We start from the raw sequence: 16934 nt of genomic DNA on the forward strand, positions 1-16934 counted from the left end.
ATCACCGGCCGACGTGCGCGGCAGGTCCTCGCCGCGCCGCAGACCGGGATAGAGGAGGCGTTGATGAGCAAGGTCAAGGAAGCCGTCGAGGTCGAGGTCCCCGTCCACACCGCGTACAACCAGTGGACGATGTTCGAGGAGTTCCCCCAGTTCATGGAGGGTGTGGAGGAGGTCGTCCAGGTCGACGACCGGCACAACCACTGGAAGACCAAGATCGGCGGGGTACGGCGCGAGTTCGACACCGAGATCGTGGACCAGCTGCCCGACGAGCGGATCGCCTGGAGGACCATCAGCGGCGACACGCACCAGAAGGGCGTGGTGAGCTTCCAGCGGCTGGACGACACCCACACGCGCGTGGAGCTGGTGATGGACGTGGAGACCAGCGGCGTCGCGGAGAAGGCCGCGGACCTCACGGGCACGATCGACCGGCGTGTGAAGGGTGACATGCGACGGTTCAAGGACTTCATCGAGCGTCAGGGCGGCGAGTCCGGCGGCTGGCGCGGTCGCATCCAGCCGGGCGACCACTGACGCGGACGAGCGGCCGGATGGCCGCACGACACGGCGGTGCCGGTGCCTGGGCAGGCACCGGCACCGCCGTGTCGTGTGGCGTTCACGTCGCTGGGGGCGGTCGGCCGTGTTCAGCAGGCGTTCAGCGGGCGGGCCCGTTCAGCAGGGCGTGCCGCGCGAGCGCAGCCACTCGCACTGGGTCTCGCCGGACGTCTTGCCGCCGTTGTACGCGCGGGGGTCCTTGTAGCCGGGCCCGACGGGCTCGTGCGACTCGAAGACCCCGTCACCGTCCAGGTCTCCCCCGCGGGGGTCGATCGTGCCGCCCGGGTTCACGCAGGCCGCCCGGTCAGCCGGGTCCGTGGTGCAGACCTTCGGGCCGGTCTGGTCCACCGCGGTCTGCTGGGCCGCCTGGCGGGCCGCCGTGGCCTGCGCCTGCACCGCGGTGGCGACCGGTCCGGCCGCCCGGTCCAGGGAGACCGCGGCGGTGGCCGGCCGGGTATCGGGCGGGCCGGCCGCGGGGGCGTCCGAGCCGCACGCCGACAGGGTGAGGGCGAGCCCGGAGGCGAGGAGGGCCGAGCCGGCGAAGGCGGCGGCGCGGCGGCGGGCGGGAGATCGACGAACCGTTTCACGGGCCGGGACAGCCATGGGGCGCCCCCCTGAACAATCGGCGAGATGGGTGATATGCACCCTACGGCGCTGTTCAGGACCAGGTCAATGATCATCCGGAACCCCTTGTCCCAGGCCCGGCGGGCGCTGCCGACGCCCTTCGGCCCGGCACCGGAGGGACCGGGCGGGGGCGGGATCCCGCCGGCCGGGCGCCGGTAGGATCACCCGATCATGGACATCAGTGGCGACACGGCGATGGTCACGGTCCCGGCGGGCCGGGTGACGCTGTCGGACCGGCGGACCGCGCGGAGCTGGCCGGTCGACCTCGCGCCCTACCGGCTCGCGGCGATCCCCGTCACCCAGGAGCGGTACGCAACGGTCACCGGGCAGCGGCCGGGCGGCACCGAGGGCGACCGGTTGCCGGTCGAGGGCGTGTCGTGGTGGGACGCCGTCCGCTACTGCAACGCCCTGTCCGCGCGGGAGTGGTTGGCACCCGCGTACCGGATCGGCCCGGACCCGGAGGCCGACGGGGTCGAGTGGGACGCGTCTGCCGACGGATACCGCCTGCCCACCGAGGCCGAGTGGGAGCACGCCTGCCGCGCCGGCACGCCGGGTGCGCGCTACGGGCCGCTCGATGAGATCGCCTGGCACCGCGGCAACTCCGGCGAACGCGTGCGTGAGGTGGGCGGCAGGCGGCCCAACGCCTGGGGCCTGTACGACATGCTGGGCAACGTGTGGGAGTGGTGCTGGGACCAGTACGACCCCGAGGTCTACGGCACCTACCGGGTGCTGCGGGGCGGTGGGTGGTTCGACGAGCGCTGGAGCTGCCGGGCCTCGGTGCGCCGGCGCAGCCATCCGACCCTGCGGATCGACGACGTGGGGTTCCGGGTGGCCCTGCCCCTCTCCTCCCCGGCCGTCTGACCCACCGGCGCGGCGGGGCGCGGCGGCGCGGAGCAGTGCGGTCGGCGGGCGTCCATGACCGTTGCTTCTGGCAGGCAGAAGGACCCTGTCTTGGACGGGGGGCAGTGCCGCGGGTGACCCTGGGAGCCATGGAGATCACAACCCGTCGTCGCATCACGTCCGCCATCGCGGCCGAACGCAGGGAGCTGGCCGCCCTGTTGGACGGTCTGCCCGCCGCGTCGTGGGACGCGCCGACGCTGTGCGCCGGGTGGCGGGTGCGGGAGGTCGCGGCCCACATGTCGCTGGGCTTCCGCCACTCGTTCCCCCGCACGCTGGTCGAGCTCGTCAAGGCGCGCGGCAGCCTGCACCGGATGACCGACCGCTGCGCCCGCGCCGACGCGGCCGCCTTCTCCGAACGCCGGCTCGCCGCGTTCCTGCGGGACAACGCGCACCATCCCTGGACGCCCCCGGTCGGAGGGATCACCGCGGCCCTCGGCCACGACGTCGTCCACGGCCTGGACATCACCGTCGCGCTCGGCCTCGACCGCCGTGTCCCCGAGGACCGCGTGCGTGTCGTCCTCGACGGCGTCACCCCGCGCGGTGCGAGGTTCTTCGGGGCGGAGCTGGACGGCGTCGAACTCCGTGCCGACGACCTCGACTGGTCCTTCGGTTCGGGCACTCCGCTGTACGGCGCCGGGCAGGACCTCCTGCTGCTCGCGTTCGGCCGGAAAGTGCCCCCCGGCCACCTCCGTGGCGAGCAGGCCGCCCGCTTCGTCACGGCGGACGTACGGGGTGCGTGAGGCGCAGGTGCCGCCGGGGCCTCGTCGGGGTGTCGCCGACGTGCCCGTACGGCCGTGTCGTCGGCCGGTCCGGTTCGTTGCACATTCCGGCCGTCGATTTCGGCCACTTCCCCCCTCGACCCCTCACAGCTCAGGAGCACGTCATGTCGCGTCACCCCCGCACCCGTCTGATCGCCGTGTGCGCCACGATCGCCGGTGCGAGCGTCGCAGCCGCCACCCCCGCCATGGCCGGAGAGCAGCCGCCGGCGTCCGTCGGAGCGCCCGTCGTGACCGACCTCAACAGCACGGGCCCGCTCAGCACGTCCCCCGACTCCCCCGGCCACCAGGCGTCCCCGCTGCCGGTCGGCGGCAGCCTGCTCGGTGGCCTGCCGGCCGGTCTGCCCGCCGGCCTGCCCCTCGGCGGCTGACACCGGACCGTCCCGGCCCGCCCCGCTTCCGCCCCCTTCTCCCGCTGCGCCTCTCCGCCGGCTGAACGGCCGGCCGTCACGTCCCGTAGTAGGGGACGAGCAAGTCACCCGTACGGAGAGGGGGGCGATGAGCCGTGCTGCGTCGCTGGGGGCGGAGGCCGTGGGTTCCGCGCGGGCAGCCGGGAGGCCTGCTGCCCGGGGATCCGCTGCGCGGGGGCCCAATGCCCGGGGACCGGCGGTCGAAGGTCCGGCGGTCGAAGGTCCGGCGGCCCACGGGGGTGTCGCCGGGGAACGGCCGCCGGTTCCGCGTCGACTACCCGCGCCGGGGGCGGGACGGACTGCGCCGGTGGCTGCCGTCGTGGCGGCAGCTTCTCGGTCTCGCGCTGTTCGGCTTCCTCGGGCTCGCCGCACTGGTCGGGCACGTGTACCTCACGGTCGAGATCGAGGACGTGAACGCCGACGCGCGGGCCGAGGCCAATGTGTACTACTGGGCCGACGGCACCCAGATGGTCAGCGTCGGCCAGGTCAACCGGCAGAACGTCCCCCTGTCCGACATCCCGCGGTCCCTTCAGAACGCCGTGATCGCCACGGAGAACGCCACCTTCTACAGCGACCCCGGCTTCTCCGTGCGCGGACTGGGCAGGGCCGTGGTGAACATGGCGCGCGGCCAGGAGATCCAGGGCGGCTCCACCATCACGCAGCAGTACGTCAAGAACACCTACCTCACGCAGGAGCAGACGCTCGACCGCAAGCTGCGCGAACTGTGCCTGTCGGTCAAGCTGTCGAGGTCGCTGTCCAAGCAGGAGATCCTCCAGGGGTACCTCAACACCAGCTGGTTCGGCCGGAACGCGTACGGCGTGCAGGCCGCGGCCGTGGCGTACTACGGCATGGACGCCAAGGACCTCGACCCCGCCCGCAGCGCCCTGCTGGTGGCGCTGCTCAAGGGCGGTGAGCTGTACGACCCGTCGCTCAGCGAGGCCCACCACCGGCGGGCCGTCGAGCGGTGGTCCTACGTGCTGGACCGACAGGTGGATCTCGGGTACATGACGCGGGAGGAGCGGGCGAAGTACACCGTCTTCCCCGAGCCCCGCCCGGAGTCGGTCTCCACCAGCATGTCCGGTCAGATCGGCTACCTGGTGGACGTGGCGAACAAGTACATCAAGAACCGCACGGGACTGACGACCGAGCAACTGGGTCGCGGCGGTTACCGGATCCGTACCACCTTCGACAAGCGGGAGGTGGAGCGGCTGCGGACGACGGTCGAGCGGGTCCGGCAGACGTCGCTCGACCCGGCCCGCCGGATCGCCGACCGCGATGTGGAGATCGGTGCCGCGTCGATCCGGCCGGACGACGGGGCGGTGCTGGCGCTGTACGGGGGGTCCGATGCCACCAAGCACTTCAGCAACAACGCGGACACGTCCGGCGTGCCGGTGGGCTCCGCGTTCACGCCCTTCGTCCTGGCGGCCGCGTTGCAGAACGGCGTCGGCGCCACGGGGGACGACGTGCCGCTCGCGCTGCGCCAGGGCCTGGTCCGCGGTGACAGCGGGCTCTACAGCCGGGTGGGCGAGGCGGTGGGGCTGGACAGGGTGCGCGACCTCGCCGTCGGTTCCGGCCTGTTGCCCCTGAGCATGGCTCCCCTGGAGCCGTCCTTCCCCACCGGCACGTCGACCCCGAGCGCGATCAGGATGGCCGGGGCGTACGCGACCTTCGCCGCCGACGGGAGGCAGACGGACCCGTACTCCGTGATCGCGGCCAGTCACCTGGGCACTCCGGTGGAGGGGCTGGAACGGCCCACCGCCCGGCGGGCTCTGGACGCGGAGGTGGCCCGTGAGGTGTCGGGGGCACTGCGGGACGTGGCGGTGGACGTGATGGCCCCGGACGCCCTCCGTGCGCTGCCTCCGGTCGCCGCCGGCCGCACCGGCGCCGACGACCGGACCCCGGCGTCCTGGTTCGTGGGCTACACCGACCGGCTGTCCACCGCCGTCACGGTGTTCCGCAGCCGGCCCGGGACGGAGGGGCTGCTGCCCATGAGGGGCGTGGCCGGCAGCGAGTCGGACCGGGCCGATTTCCTGCCGCTGCGGGTGTGGTCGTCGTACATGGCGGACTCCCCCGCGTCGCGGGAGACCGAGTAGGCGGCGGCCTCCGCGGACGCGGGGGCGCGGGCCCCGGTGCCGGTGGCTACAGGGCGCCGGCCATGCGCCGGACGGCTTCGGTGAGCACCTCGGGCGAGGTGGCGAGGTTGAGGCGGGCGTGTCCGGCGCCGCCGGTGCCGCAGGGCGGGCCGGGGTGGAGTGCGACCCGGGCGTGTTCGAGGAAGTGCGCGGACGGGTCGTCGCCGAGGCCCAGTCGCCGGAAGTCCAGCCAGGCCAGGTAGGTGCCCTCGCCGGGCAGATGGCGTACGCCGGGCAGGTGTTCGGCGAGGAGGCGGACGAGGAGCTGCCGGTTGTGGTCGATCCCGTCCAGCACGGCGTCGAGCCAGTCGCCGCCGTCCCGGAGGGCGGCCGTGTGGGCGATGACACCGAGGTGGCTGGGGCCGTGTCCGACCTCGGGCGGCATCCTGGCGAGGTCGTCGGCGGCCGCCGGCCCGGCCAGGGCGAGCGCGGCCTTCAGCCCGGCGAGGTTCCAGCCCTTGGAGGCGGACATCAGGGAGAAGCCGCTGTCGGCGCCGGGGACGCTCAGGTACGGCACGAACGGCACCGCGCGGGACACGACGGGCGCGTGGATCTCGTCGGCGACGACGCGTACGCCGTGGCGGGCGGCGAGGGCCGCGACGGCGGCCAGCTCGTCGGCGGTGTGTACGGTGCCGGTCGGGTTCTGCGGGCTGCACAGCAGGTACGCCGCGCGGCGCCCGCCCGCGACCGCCTGCCGGAAGGCGTCCTCCAGCACTGCGAGGTCGATCCGCGCCCGTGCGTCGAGCGGAGCCTCCACCACGCGGCGCTCCATGTGCTCCACGAACAGGTAGAACGGGTTGTACACCGGGGAGTTGACGACGACCGCGTCACCGGGGCCGGTGAACAGCTTGAGCACCTCGACGATGCCCAGCATCACGTCGGGCACCAGCCGGGTGCGTTCCACCGCGACACCGTCCCAGCCCCACCGCTTGCCGGCGAACGACGCCAGGGCCTCGGGATACCCCGTCCCGGCGGGGTAGCCGGTGTCGCCCATGGCGATGGCCCGGTTGAGCGCCTGGGCCACGGGCTCGGCCGTCGGAACGTCCATCTCGGCCACCCACAGGGGCAGCACGTCGTCCGGGTACGTCCGCCACTTCGCGCTGGTGCGGCGGCGCAACTGCTCCAGGGAGAGCCGTCGCAGCGGGTTGGGGTCGTCGGGTGAGCCGTGCGGTGTCTGCTCCATGCCCGGCGATTCTAGGCGGCGGGCGGCGCTCGCACCGGGCGTCCGGCTCACATGCCGCCGGGGCCCAGTCCGCCGCCTTTGAGGCGTTCGATGTCGGAGGGGCGCACCTGGATGACCAGGAGGGCGACGAGCGCCGCGACGGCCCCGAAGATGGCCGCGACGACGAACGCCGCGGAGACACCGGACGTCAGGATCTGATCGGCATAGGGCGGTGGCAGTACCCCGGTGCGCTGGAATCGCAGGGCCTCCGCGGGGCTCGCCTGGGACAGGAAGGCGGGTATCTGCTTCTCCGCCTCGTTGGCGGTCGCCGTCCCGAACATGGTGACCAGGATGGACAGGCCGAGGGAGCCGCCGACCTGCTGGGTGGCGTTGAGGAGTCCGGACGCCGCGCCGGTCTCCTCGACGCGGACGTTGGACAGCGCCATCAGGGTGAGCGCGACGAACTCCATGCCCATGCCGAGGCCGAAGACCAGCATGGGGCCGAGCACGCTGCCGAGGTAGGTGGAGTGCACGTCGGTCAGCGTCAGCCAGGCGAGGCCCGCCGCCGCGAGCAGACCTCCGGTCACCATGAACGGTTTGGGCCCGTACTTGGGCAGCAGCTGCGAGGCGAGTCCCGCGCCGACCGCGATGATCGCGCTCACCGGGAGGAACGCCAGGCCCGCCCGGAGGGGGCTGAAGTCGAGGACGTTCTGCACGAAGAGCGTCAGGAAGAAGAACATGCCGAACATGGCGGCCGCGAGACTGAGCATGATCGCGTACGTGCCGGCGCGGTTGCGGTCGGCGAACATGTGCAGCGGTGTGATGGGTTGCCTGGACCGTCTCTCCACGAAGATGAACAGGGCGAGGAACACCACGGCCAGGGCGAACGAGGTGACGGTCAGCGCGTCGCTCCAGCCGTCCTGCGCCGCCCGGATGAACCCGTAGACCAGGAGCACCATGCCGAGGGTGGAGGTCAGTGCCCCGGTGATGTCGAAGTTGCCGGGGTGGCGTTCGGATTCCTTGATCCATTTCGGTGTGGCGAGGACGATGAGCAGTCCGATCGGCACGTTGACGAAGAGCACCCAGCGCCAGTCGAGCCATTCGACGAGGAGGCCGCCCGCGAGCAGCCCGATGGCGCTGCCGCCGGCGGAGACCGCGGCGAACACGCCGAACGCCCGGTTGCGTTCCGGGCCTTCCTTGAACGTCGTGCTGATCAGGGCGAGGGACGTCGGGGAGGCGATCGCACCGCCGACGCCCTGGAGGGCACGGGCGGCGAGGAGTTGTCCGGAGTTCTGTGCCAGGCCGCCGAGCAGCGAGGCGAGGACGAACAGCAGCACACCGAAGATGAACACCCGGCGGCGGCCGAGGATGTCGCCCGCGCGGCCACCGAGCAGCAGCAGGCCGCCGAAGGTGAGCGTGTAGGCGTTGACCACCCAGGAGAGGTTGGTGGTCGAGAAGTTCAGAGAGCTCTGGATGTGCGGCAGAGCGATGTTCACGATGGTGATGTCGAGGACCACCATCAACTGGCACGAGGCGATGACCAGGAGGGCCATCGCGTTGCCCCCGCCCCGCTCGGGGGTGGCGGACTGGGAGGCCGGGGTCGGCTGAGGTCCGGTCATGGGGTTCATCCCTCGTCGGAGGGGCCGGCGGACTGTTCCCGGGAGCGTCCTCGGACGCTTCGGTGCCCAGGAGCGTCCGGCGGGCGCTTGGTCCACTGTTCGACCGTAAGGCCGGTGACGGCACCCGACCAGTCGATCACGTACGGCGCGAACGCCCCCGTTCCGTTACAGTGCGACCACGCTGCGTGGGCGGCGGTGTTCCCGCTGCTCGGGCGACTCCGGTGGGCCCCCGACCGTCACGGCAGGCCCGAGGGCCGCACGACGATTCCACCGAGAGCGGAACTCCCGTCCCTCCAGGGGTCGTACGCGATCATCGCTCCTACGCTGTGGGGGTGAGCAACCACGCAGACAAAGAGCCCCTGTGGCGGCACGTCGTCGGAGACGTCCTGCGCCGCGAGCGCCTCGCGCAACGGCGCACGCTGAAGGACGTGGCCGGCGCGGCCCGGATCTCGATGCCCTACCTCTCCGAGCTGGAACGGGGCCGGAAGGAGGCCTCGTCGGAGGTCCTCGCAGCGGCCGCCCACGCCCTCGGTCTCGGGCTCGCCGACCTCCTCGCCCTCGCGCAGGCCGGTCTGACCCGTCCGGTACGCGCCCGGTCGGCGACGGGCCGGGTGCCGGTCCCGGTCAGCGACGGATCCGCGGTGAGCGCGATCGCTGTCCGGCGGCCGCGCCCGGCCGGCACCGCCCGGCCGAGCACCCCGCAGGTCCGGCTCGCCCTCGCGGCCTAGGGCGGGACTCGGGGCCCGGGGGCGTGGGCAGCCGGGCGCCTTCGGTGACGTCCTAGACTGCCTGACGTGGAGCTTCGGCATCTGGAACATTTCGTGGCCGTCGCCGAGGAGCGCAACGTCACCCGGGCCGCCGCGCGGCTGCACCTCGCGCAGTCGGGGCTGTCGGTGTCGGTGCGGGCCCTGGAGCGGGAGCTGGGGGCCGAGCTGTTCGTGCGTACGGCGCGGGGCGTCGACCTGACCGACGCCGGCCGTGCGCTGCTGCGGGAGGCCCGGCGCACGCTGGACAGTGCGGCGGCGGCGCGCGAGGCGGTCGCGCGGGTGCGGGACGTGGTCGCGGGCACGCTGCGGGTGGGGACCGAGCAGTGCATGGGGGCGGCGGATCCGTTCGGCACCCTCATGGAGTTCGGGGCGCGGCACCCCTCGGTGGACGTGCACGTGGAGCAGGCCGGGTCGTCGTTGCTGCTGGAGCGGCTGCGGCAGGGCCGGCTGGACGTGGCGTTCGTCGCCGGGCCGGGTGACTCCTCAGGGCTGCGGCTGCGGGAGCTGGCACGGGAGCCGATGGTGCTGCTGTGCGCGCCGGAGCACCGGCTGGCCGGCGCGCGGGAGGAGCCGGTGGAGCCGGCCGCGCTGGCGGAGGAGGTGTTCGTGGACCTGCGTCCGCACTGGGGGTCGCGTCAGGTCGCCGATGCCGCGTTCGACGCGGCGGGCGTACGGCGCGTCATCGCCATGCAGCTGGACGACGTGCACAAGCTGCTGGAGGTGGTGGGGCGCGGACCGGCGGTGGCGGTGGTGCCGCGTTCGGTGGCGGACAAGGACCAGGCCCGTGGCCTGCGGTGGCGGGCGCTCACCACGTCCCTCGTGTGGGAGGTGTCGGTGGCGTGGCCGGCGCACTCGCGTCCGTCGGCGGCCGTACGGGCACTGCTGGAGTCGCCGCGGGTGGGTGGCGATCGGCGGGGCTGATGGCTGCCATCAGCGACCCGTGTTGGACAGGGGCCCGGGTGGATGCGGAGGCTGGAGGGGTGACTGAGACACCACCGCACCCCACCATGCCGGCCCGCCGTATCGGAGGCGTGGACGTGAGCGCGATCGGCCTGGGCGCCATGCCGCTGTCCGTCCAGGGCCGGCCGGACGAACGGCAGGCGATCGGCGTGCTGCACACGGCGCTGGACGCCGGGATCACGCTCATCGACACGGCCGACGCGTACCACCTCGACGCCGGTGACCCCGGCCACAACGAGTCGCTGATCGCCAGGGCCCTGGCCGCGTACGGCGGCGATACCTCGGACGTCCTGGTCGCCACCAAGGGCGGCCACACCCGTCCGGACGGCGCATGGGCGCTGGACGGCTCGCCGGAGCACCTGCGCCGGGCCGCCGACGCGTCGCTGCGGCGCCTCGGGGTGGAGGCGATCGGGCTGTACCAGTACCACCGCCCGGACCCGGACGTCCCGTACGAGGAGTCCGTCGGCGCGCTGGGCGAGCTGTGCGACGCGGGGAAGGTGCGCGCGGTCGGCATCTCGAACGCCGACCCGGCCCAGATCCGGCTGGCCCACGGCATGCTGGGCGAGCGGCTCGTCGCGGTGCAGAACCAGTTCTCGCCGTCCTTCCGCAGCAGCCTGCCGGAGCTGGAGCTGTGCGACGAACTGGGCCTCGCGTTCCTGCCGTGGAGCCCGCTCGGCGGGATGGGCGGGGCGGGCGCGCTGGGCTCGCGCCACGGGGCCTTCCACGAGGTGGCCGGCGAACTCGGCGTGAGCCCACAGCGGGTGTGCCTGGCCTGGATGCTCGCCCTCTCGCCCCGCGTCGTGCCGATCCCTGGCGCCCGCCGCCCGGTGAACGTCCAGGACTGTGCGAGGGCCGCTTCACTGACGCTGTCGCCGGGTCAGCTGGCCCGGCTGAACGCCGCGGAGTGACGGGGGCGGGGCGGCGCGTCTCACCGGCCCTTGAGCACGACCCAGACCTGGCCGGGTGCGAAGGCGAGGGGCTGCCCGGCGGGGGTGGTGAACGTGGTGCCACCGTCCGCCGATGGCCGGCTCCACCGCGCCTCGTGGCCGCGGCCGTCGCGCAGGACGAGCGCGGTGCCGGAGCCCACGGTCTCCGTGTACGGGGTGACGCTGCCGCCCCGGTCGCGGAACCGGGAGGGGTGGACGTCGACGTTCTGCACGACGACCGTCCGGGGCGCCACCCGGTCGCCGTCCGCGGTGCGGGTGGGCGTGCCGTCCATGGCCACGTTCCACCGGCGGTCGCCCTCCGACCAGGTGAAGGTGAAGCGGGCCGCCGGGTAGCGCACCGTGTGCTCGTTGACCGGCCGGCCGCCCGCGGGCGCGGGCCCGAAGCGGAAGCCGATGTCCTTGGCCTTGGTGGCCTCGGGGGCGGCGGCCAGGGCCCGTTCGGGCCGGACGTAGAGGTTGTGCGGGGCCGGGCGGTCCCGGTCGCGGAAGTACGCTCCGGGGGCGTCGCCGGGTGTGAGCGGGAACAGCGGGGCGGCGTCGATCAGGGGCCGCAGCGCGGACTGCTCCCCGGAGTAGGCGAGGGCGGGGCGGCCGAACTGCCGCAGCAGTTCCAGGTCCGACTCGCGTGCGCTGCGCACCGGTCCGACGGTGCGGGGCCGCTGGGACGCGTAGACGGCGAGGAGCCGGGTCTGCCCGGCCTCGACCTGCTCGACGTAGACGAGGTCCGCGGCGTCGAGGCCGGTGGGCGGCCGCGCCGGGGGTACGTTGTCGATCTTCACGGCGAGCACCGGGGCGGGTTCGGCCGGGAGGCCCGTGAAGGGCGAGACGCCCTCCCCGTGCGGGCTCGTCGCGGTGGACGCGCCGGGCCGCGTGCCGGGCGCGGAGCCCGAGCACCCGTAGAGGCCGGCCGTCATGGCCGCGGTCAGCGCCACGGCGACGGCAGCACCGGCCGGTACCGACCTGCGTCTGTCATCCATCGTTCTCGCTCCTGCCTGCCTCAAGTGGACCACGAAAGGCAGGGCCCGGCCAGATCGGGGCGCGGCGGGTGTCAGGGCGTCAGTCCTGCGCTCCAGGCGTAGTACGCGGCGACGCCGGCGAGGCACAGCAGGACGATCCAGGAGCCGGCTCCCGTATGGCGTCCCTTCTTCCCGGTCCCGCGCGGCGGTCTCTGCCGCCGGGGCCGCGGCGCCGTCCCTCGCCCGGCGCGCCCGGCACCACGGCGGCGGCCGGCGGGTCCGTCGCCGCCGGGGCTGCTTGCGACGGCTGCCTCGGCGGCCGTCTCGGCCAGCAGACGGCGGCAGGCGGCGGCGAGCTCGGCCGTGCCCGCGGTGAGCGGCATGACGGCTTCCGAGCGGGCGGGGGCGGTGGTCCCGCCGTCCAGGATGCGTCCGGCCCGCAGGAGTATCTCGTTCCTGCCCCCGGCGGGGGCGAGACTGATCCAGCGCCGGACGTGCTCCCCCCGGATGACCACGCCCCCGGAGCGCTCGCGGTAGACGGTGTGCTCCCGCCACAACACCGCCGCCAACTCGCTTGCCGCCTCCCGCAATTGCGCACTCATGCGCCGCCCCCTCCTCGGTAACGCCATGGATCGAGCTAGGCACTCTAGCGTCAGGTACACACCAACCGGATGCCCGGGTGGGGTGGCGCACACGGTCTGCCGCACACTGGCGTGATGACACGTACCGAGGACGTCACCAGCCCGACCGGTGTGCTGCACGCGGCGTACGGAGCCTTCATGGCCGCCGTCCGGGAGATCGACGACGACGGCTCCTGGGCGCCGACCGGCTGCACCGGCTGGGCCGCGCGCGACCTGGTCTTCCACTGCCTCAGCGATGCGAGGCGCGCCCTCACCGCCCTGCACTCCCCCGCGGACGCCGCACCCGACCGGGATGCCGTCACCTACTGGGCCGACTGGCGCCAGCAGGACGGGGAGGGCAGGGAACGCGCGGCGCACGGGCGCCGGTTCGCGAGGACCGTCGCCGGGATGTTCCTGGAGTTCGGGCAGTTGCGCGAGCTGTACCTGGAGACGGCCGCCGCGGTCCTGCACGCCGCCCGCCACGCCGATCCGCGACGGCCGGTCGCCACTCAGGGGCACGTCCTGGACCCCGGCGACCTGCTGCGCACGCTCGCGGTGGAGGTGACCGTCCATCACCTCGACCTGGGCGCACCGGCGAACGGTCTGCCCGGCCCGTCCCCCGCGGGGCTGGCCGAGGTCCGCCGCACCCTCGACGGTCTGCTGGGCCGCCCGGTGCCGCTGCCGTGGGACGACGCCCACTACGCCCGCGCGGCGACCGGCCGGGTCGCGCTCACGGCGGCCGAACGCGGCGTCCTGGGCGCGGACGCGGCCCGCTTCCCCCTCTTCAGCTGACGCCGCCGGTCACACGTCGTGCCCCTGGGCGGCCAGCCAGCGGTGGACGGCCGCCTTGTCGGCCACGCTGATGCGGACGGGTCCGTCGGGCGTGGGGCCCTCGTCCTGGTTGAAGCCGGTGTCGGTGACCCGCGCGGTCACCCAGTCCGCCAGCTCCCGGGCGGCCCCGGCGGACAGGCTCCCCCGCTCCCACTCCGCCCGGGCCCGCTCGGCGGCCCGCGGGTCGTGCCGCGCGGCTTCCTCCAGCCATGCCGGTACGAGTCGTTCGGCGACGCGTTCGTCCGCTGTCGATTGCTCCATGCCCCATGTGTGACCGCTCGCGCGCGGTGTCATTCCCGCCCCCTTGCGGCAAAAGGGTGAACTCGCACTTCTCTGATCGCGGTCCCGTTACGCGGCGGCGGCCGTCCTGTTACGCAAAGGAACCCCGGGGATCCGGGTGTCTCGCAACGGATGAAGGACGAACATGATCAAGAAGGTTCTGGCCACGGTCGGCGTCGCCGCCGCCGTTCTCGGCGCGTCCGCGCCGATGGCCGCCGCCGTGGGCGACCGCGGAATCGACACGCAGAACGGCAACTTCGCGACCCAGTCGTACGGCAACACGACCACCGGGGGCCAGCTGAGCCCGCAGATCGGTCTGGTTCAGGGATCGCTGAACAAGCTGTGCGTCGGTCTGCCGGCCGAGGCGGACGTCCAGAACATCGCGCTGATCAACGTCGGTGTCCAGGACATCCTCAACGACACCCAGAACCAGCAGTGCGCCGAGAACTCCACGGCGGTCAAGGGTGACAGCGCCCTGTCGCACATCCTGGAGAACGTCATCTCCGAGAACCTCTCGGCTGCCGTCCAGGACTGACGTCAGCGGCCCGCGACAAGCGGCCGGTTCGCACGGCGCACCCGCGCCGGGCGGACCGGCCCCGCTGTTTCCGGGGGCCGGACAGGGGCCGCCGGCTGTCCGCCGGCGGGGGGGGTGGGCGCCGTCAGGCCTGCCCGCCGGGCAGCGCGACGCTCGCCCAGACGGTCTTGCCCCGCACGGGGGCCGGGTCCCAGGACCAGGATTCACTGAGCGCGCCGACGAGGGCGAGCCCCCGGCCGTTCCCCGCGGAGTCGTGGGCGGCGCGCGGCCGCGGCGGCTCCGAACTCGGGTCGGAGACCGCGCACACCACGACGCCGGGGTACCGGAAGAGGCCCAGCCAGACCGGGTTGTCCGAGGGCGGGGAGGCGGGCGCGTCCAGGCCGTGCTGGACGGCGTTGGTGACGAGTTCGCTGACGATCAGCGACATGTCGGGTACGAGCGAGGGCAGCGCCCACGAGGTCAGCGTGGCCCGGACGAAACCCCGCGCCTGCCCCGCGCTCCTGGGGCATCCGCCGAGCCCGCAGGCGGCGAAGGCACCCAGGCCCTCGTCCCGCGGTAGCGCGGCTTCTGCATGTGTATCGGTGGCTGTACGCGATAAGGCCGACGTGTGAGCCGTCACTGGGCATGTCCCCCTGCTGGCTTCGGTGTTCGACGGTGCGGCAGGCGATCTGGAACGAGTATCGTCGGCACCGTACGCAAAATGCAATTGCATCTGGGATTGCATTCTGAGCCAATGGCGAACGTCTGAACGAAACGGCAGGGGTTGGTGGGAGTGGAGTTCTTCAACGGAATGCAGGCCGGAGCCCTGGGCGCGGTCGCGTGGACCAAGAGCGCCCGCAGCAACGCCACCGGAAACTGCGTCGAGTTGGCGGCGCTCCCCGGCGGCCGGGTCGCCGTCCGCAACTCCCGCGACCCCCACGGGCCCGCGCTCATCTATACGCGTGACGAGATCGCAGCGTTCGTCGCGGGCGCCCGGGACGGCGACTTCGACTCCGTACTGGACTGATTCCGCACCGGTCCGGATCAGGACCGAACGGAATCGGCCACAGGGTCGACCCGCTCTCTGGATCGGCCGCCCGGTGCTGGATACTGTCGTGTCCTCACAGAGCAGGAGCGCCCCGATGGCTGCAACGGAACGGAGCTCGTCGTTGTTCGTCCGGCCCCTGGGGGCGGTCGAGAACAACCCGACCGCCCTGAAGCTGATCCTGGGCGGCAAGCTGCGCGAACTTCGCGTCAGCGCCGGGCTCGACCCCGCGGACGTCGACGTCCGCCTCGGATTCTCACGGTCGAAGACCAGTCGGCTGGAACTCGGGCGCCACGGGTGCAAACCGGCCGACGCGGCCGCGCTGCTGGGCCTGTACGGCGTGGAGGACGGTGAACTGGTCGCGGAGTTCCAGCGGTTGGTGGCCCAGTCCCGCCGGCCCGACTGGTGGCGCTCCTTCAGCGACGTCCTGTCGGACTTCTTCACCCCGCTGGTCGCCCTGGAGGGAGCGGCCGCGATCATACGCACCTACGAGCCGTTCTACGTGCCGGGGCTGCTCCAGACGCCCTCCTACGCACGTGCGGTGATCGAGTCGGGTCCTGCCCGCCTCCTCCCCCACGAGGTCCGGCGCCGGGTCGACCTGCGGCTGGAACGGCAGCGGCAATTGGACCTGCCGGACGCGCCGCGCCTGTGGGCGGTGATCGACGAGTCGGTGCTGATGCGCACGGTCGGCGGCCCCCGGGTGATGCGGGAGCAACTTGAGCACCTGGCCGAGATGATGCAGCGCTCGTCCGTCACCGTGCAGATCGCACCGCTGGACGTCACCGCGTCCGTGGGCGTCGGCACCGGCCTGACGTATCTGCGCTTCGCGCTCGGCGACCTCAAGGACGCCGTCTACATCGAGCACCTGACGGACAGCACCTTCAGCCAGAAGCCCCAGACCGTCGAGCAGTACCGCGACATGCTCGACAGACTGGGGGCCTGTGCGCTCACTCCGAAGGAGTCGCTCGTGCTGCTGGACGAACGCCTCCGGCGCTACTCCTGACCGGACGTGAGGAGCCGGGCCGGCTCAGACGATCCGGGCGACGCCGCCCCACTCCACCCATTCGTCGGTCTGCTGGGTGGGGGCGAGGTCGTTGTCCGGCCGCCAGGTCGACACCTCCACCAGCCCCGGTTCGAGGATCTCCAGTCCGTCGAGGAACGCCCTGACCTCGTGCTCCTCGCGCACCCGACCCCAGTGCCCGCCGGTGGCCTCCGCCATGAAGTCGGTGACGAACGTCCGGATCTCCGGCCGTTCGCTGACCAGCTGGCACACCACCAGGAAGCTTCCCGGTGCGAGGCGTTCGGCGACCCGCCGGACCAGCGCGGCCGGGTCGTCCTCGTCCGGAATGCAGTGCATGACCGACACGAACAGGGCGGCGACCGGGCGGCTGAAGTCGATCAGCCGGGTGGTCTCCTCGTGACCGAAGATGCCGTCGGTGTCGCGCATGTCGGCCTGGATGACGGCGGTGCGCTCGTTCTCGTCCAGCAGGGCGCGGCCGTGCGCCAGCACGATCGGGTCGTTGTCGACGTACACCACGCTCGCCCCGGGGTCGACGGCCTGGGCGACCTGGTGGACGTTGTCCTGGGTGGGCAGGCCGGATCCGTGGTCGATGAATTGGCGGATTCCGTACTCCGTGGCAAGGACGCGCACCACCCGGCGCAGGAAGTGGCGGTTGTTGACCGCCAGTGCCTTGGTGCTGGGCACCTGCTTCAGCAGGAGTTCGCAGGCCGCGCGGTCGGACTCATAGTTGTCGCTGCCGCCCAGGAAGTAGTCGTACATGCGCGCCACGCTGGGCACGGTGGTGTCGATGGCTTCAGGGCTCCACAACTCGCGTGCCATCCA

Annotated in this window: 20 protein-coding genes; 12 read left to right on the forward strand and 8 right to left on the reverse strand. The window is 72.9% G+C overall.

Features of this window, described 5'->3' with window-relative positions; all coding sequences use genetic code 11:
• Positions 1-63 precede the first annotated feature (63 nt).
• Entirely contained in the window at positions 64-528 is a 465-nt protein-coding gene (locus EIZ62_RS00625; RefSeq protein ID WP_156690756.1) for an SRPBCC family protein, read from the forward strand.
• Positions 529-666: 138 nt separating this feature from the next.
• On the opposite strand, the gene EIZ62_RS00630 is transcribed toward EIZ62_RS00625, so the two are convergent.
• Positions 667-1152, reverse strand: coding sequence for a hypothetical protein (locus EIZ62_RS00630; protein ID WP_156690757.1), 486 nt, complete (start codon positions 1150-1152; stop codon positions 667-669).
• A 192-nt stretch (positions 1153-1344) separates the two neighbouring features.
• On the opposite strand from EIZ62_RS00630, the gene EIZ62_RS00635 reads away from it, so the two are divergent.
• From EIZ62_RS00635 to EIZ62_RS00650, 4 genes are all read left to right on the forward strand, one after another.
• Positions 1345-2034, forward strand: a complete 690-nt coding sequence (locus tag EIZ62_RS00635) for a formylglycine-generating enzyme family protein (RefSeq protein ID WP_156690758.1) — start codon at positions 1345-1347, stop codon at positions 2032-2034.
• A gap of 128 nt (positions 2035-2162) precedes the next feature.
• Positions 2163-2813, forward strand: a complete 651-nt coding sequence (locus EIZ62_RS00640; protein WP_156690759.1) for a maleylpyruvate isomerase family mycothiol-dependent enzyme — start codon at positions 2163-2165, stop codon at positions 2811-2813.
• Positions 2814-2956: 143 nt separating this feature from the next.
• The gene (locus EIZ62_RS00645) at positions 2957-3220 is read left to right on the forward strand and encodes a hypothetical protein (RefSeq protein WP_156690760.1); all 264 of its coding nucleotides are present in this window, start codon (positions 2957-2959) and stop codon (positions 3218-3220) included.
• 221 nt (positions 3221-3441) lie between these two features.
• Entirely contained in the window at positions 3442-5352 is a 1911-nt protein-coding gene (locus tag EIZ62_RS00650) for a transglycosylase domain-containing protein (RefSeq protein ID WP_156690761.1), read from the forward strand.
• Positions 5353-5398: 46 nt separating this feature from the next.
• On the opposite strand, the gene EIZ62_RS00655 is transcribed toward EIZ62_RS00650, so the two are convergent.
• Positions 5399-6574, reverse strand: coding sequence for a MalY/PatB family protein (locus EIZ62_RS00655; RefSeq protein ID WP_156690762.1), 1176 nt, complete (start codon positions 6572-6574; stop codon positions 5399-5401).
• A 47-nt stretch (positions 6575-6621) separates the two neighbouring features.
• Positions 6622-8172: an MFS transporter gene (locus tag EIZ62_RS00660; protein ID WP_156690763.1), complete on the reverse strand. Its 1551-nt coding sequence runs from the start codon at positions 8170-8172 to the stop codon at positions 6622-6624.
• A 326-nt stretch (positions 8173-8498) separates the two neighbouring features.
• On the opposite strand from EIZ62_RS00660, the gene EIZ62_RS00665 reads away from it, so the two are divergent.
• The 3 genes from EIZ62_RS00665 (at position 8499) to EIZ62_RS00675 (ending at position 10807) form a co-directional block, all read left to right on the forward strand.
• Positions 8499-8900, forward strand: a complete 402-nt coding sequence (locus tag EIZ62_RS00665; RefSeq protein ID WP_156690764.1) for a helix-turn-helix domain-containing protein — start codon at positions 8499-8501, stop codon at positions 8898-8900.
• Positions 8901-8966: 66 nt separating this feature from the next.
• Entirely contained in the window at positions 8967-9860 is an 894-nt protein-coding gene (locus tag EIZ62_RS00670) for a LysR family transcriptional regulator (RefSeq protein ID WP_156690765.1), read from the forward strand.
• Positions 9861-9946: 86 nt separating this feature from the next.
• Positions 9947-10807, forward strand: coding sequence for an aldo/keto reductase (locus tag EIZ62_RS00675; protein WP_156696118.1), 861 nt, complete (start codon positions 9947-9949; stop codon positions 10805-10807).
• Between the two features lie 20 nt (positions 10808-10827).
• On the opposite strand, the gene EIZ62_RS00680 is transcribed toward EIZ62_RS00675, so the two are convergent.
• Both EIZ62_RS00680 and EIZ62_RS00685 read right to left on the reverse strand, forming a co-directional pair.
• Entirely contained in the window at positions 10828-11823 is a 996-nt protein-coding gene (locus EIZ62_RS00680; RefSeq protein WP_208827726.1) for a DUF3048 domain-containing protein, read from the reverse strand.
• A gap of 71 nt (positions 11824-11894) precedes the next feature.
• Entirely contained in the window at positions 11895-12404 is a 510-nt protein-coding gene (locus EIZ62_RS00685; protein ID WP_156690766.1) for a hypothetical protein, read from the reverse strand.
• A 114-nt stretch (positions 12405-12518) separates the two neighbouring features.
• On the opposite strand from EIZ62_RS00685, the gene EIZ62_RS00690 reads away from it, so the two are divergent.
• A complete protein-coding gene (locus tag EIZ62_RS00690; protein ID WP_156690767.1) occupies positions 12519-13214 on the forward strand; it encodes a maleylpyruvate isomerase N-terminal domain-containing protein in 696 nt (231 codons plus the stop codon).
• Positions 13215-13223: 9 nt separating this feature from the next.
• On the opposite strand, the gene EIZ62_RS00695 is transcribed toward EIZ62_RS00690, so the two are convergent.
• The gene (locus tag EIZ62_RS00695) at positions 13224-13514 is read right to left on the reverse strand and encodes a hypothetical protein (protein ID WP_156690768.1); all 291 of its coding nucleotides are present in this window, start codon (positions 13512-13514) and stop codon (positions 13224-13226) included.
• Between the two features lie 163 nt (positions 13515-13677).
• Between EIZ62_RS00695 and EIZ62_RS00700 the strand changes: the two genes are divergently transcribed.
• Positions 13678-14067, forward strand: coding sequence for a rodlin (locus tag EIZ62_RS00700; RefSeq protein WP_156690769.1), 390 nt, complete (start codon positions 13678-13680; stop codon positions 14065-14067).
• A 124-nt stretch (positions 14068-14191) separates the two neighbouring features.
• On the opposite strand, the gene EIZ62_RS00705 is transcribed toward EIZ62_RS00700, so the two are convergent.
• The gene (locus EIZ62_RS00705; RefSeq protein ID WP_341873919.1) at positions 14192-14791 is read right to left on the reverse strand and encodes an ATP-binding protein; all 600 of its coding nucleotides are present in this window, start codon (positions 14789-14791) and stop codon (positions 14192-14194) included.
• Positions 14792-14857: 66 nt separating this feature from the next.
• On the opposite strand from EIZ62_RS00705, the gene EIZ62_RS00710 reads away from it, so the two are divergent.
• Both EIZ62_RS00710 and EIZ62_RS00715 read left to right on the forward strand, forming a co-directional pair.
• On the forward strand, positions 14858-15073 hold the full coding sequence (locus EIZ62_RS00710) for a DUF397 domain-containing protein (RefSeq protein ID WP_167536459.1): 216 nt from the start codon (positions 14858-14860) through the stop codon (positions 15071-15073).
• A 115-nt stretch (positions 15074-15188) separates the two neighbouring features.
• On the forward strand, positions 15189-16094 hold the full coding sequence (locus EIZ62_RS00715) for a helix-turn-helix domain-containing protein (protein WP_156690771.1): 906 nt from the start codon (positions 15189-15191) through the stop codon (positions 16092-16094).
• 24 nt (positions 16095-16118) lie between these two features.
• Here EIZ62_RS00715 and EIZ62_RS00720 read toward each other — a convergent pair whose 3' ends face one another.
• Positions 16119-16931: an SAM-dependent methyltransferase gene (locus tag EIZ62_RS00720; protein WP_156690772.1), complete on the reverse strand. Its 813-nt coding sequence runs from the start codon at positions 16929-16931 to the stop codon at positions 16119-16121.
• Positions 16932-16934 lie beyond the last annotated feature (3 nt).

The sequence above is a fragment of the Streptomyces ficellus genome, from assembly GCF_009739905.1.
Taxonomy (GTDB): Bacteria; Actinomycetota; Actinomycetes; order Streptomycetales; family Streptomycetaceae; genus Streptomyces; species Streptomyces ficellus_A.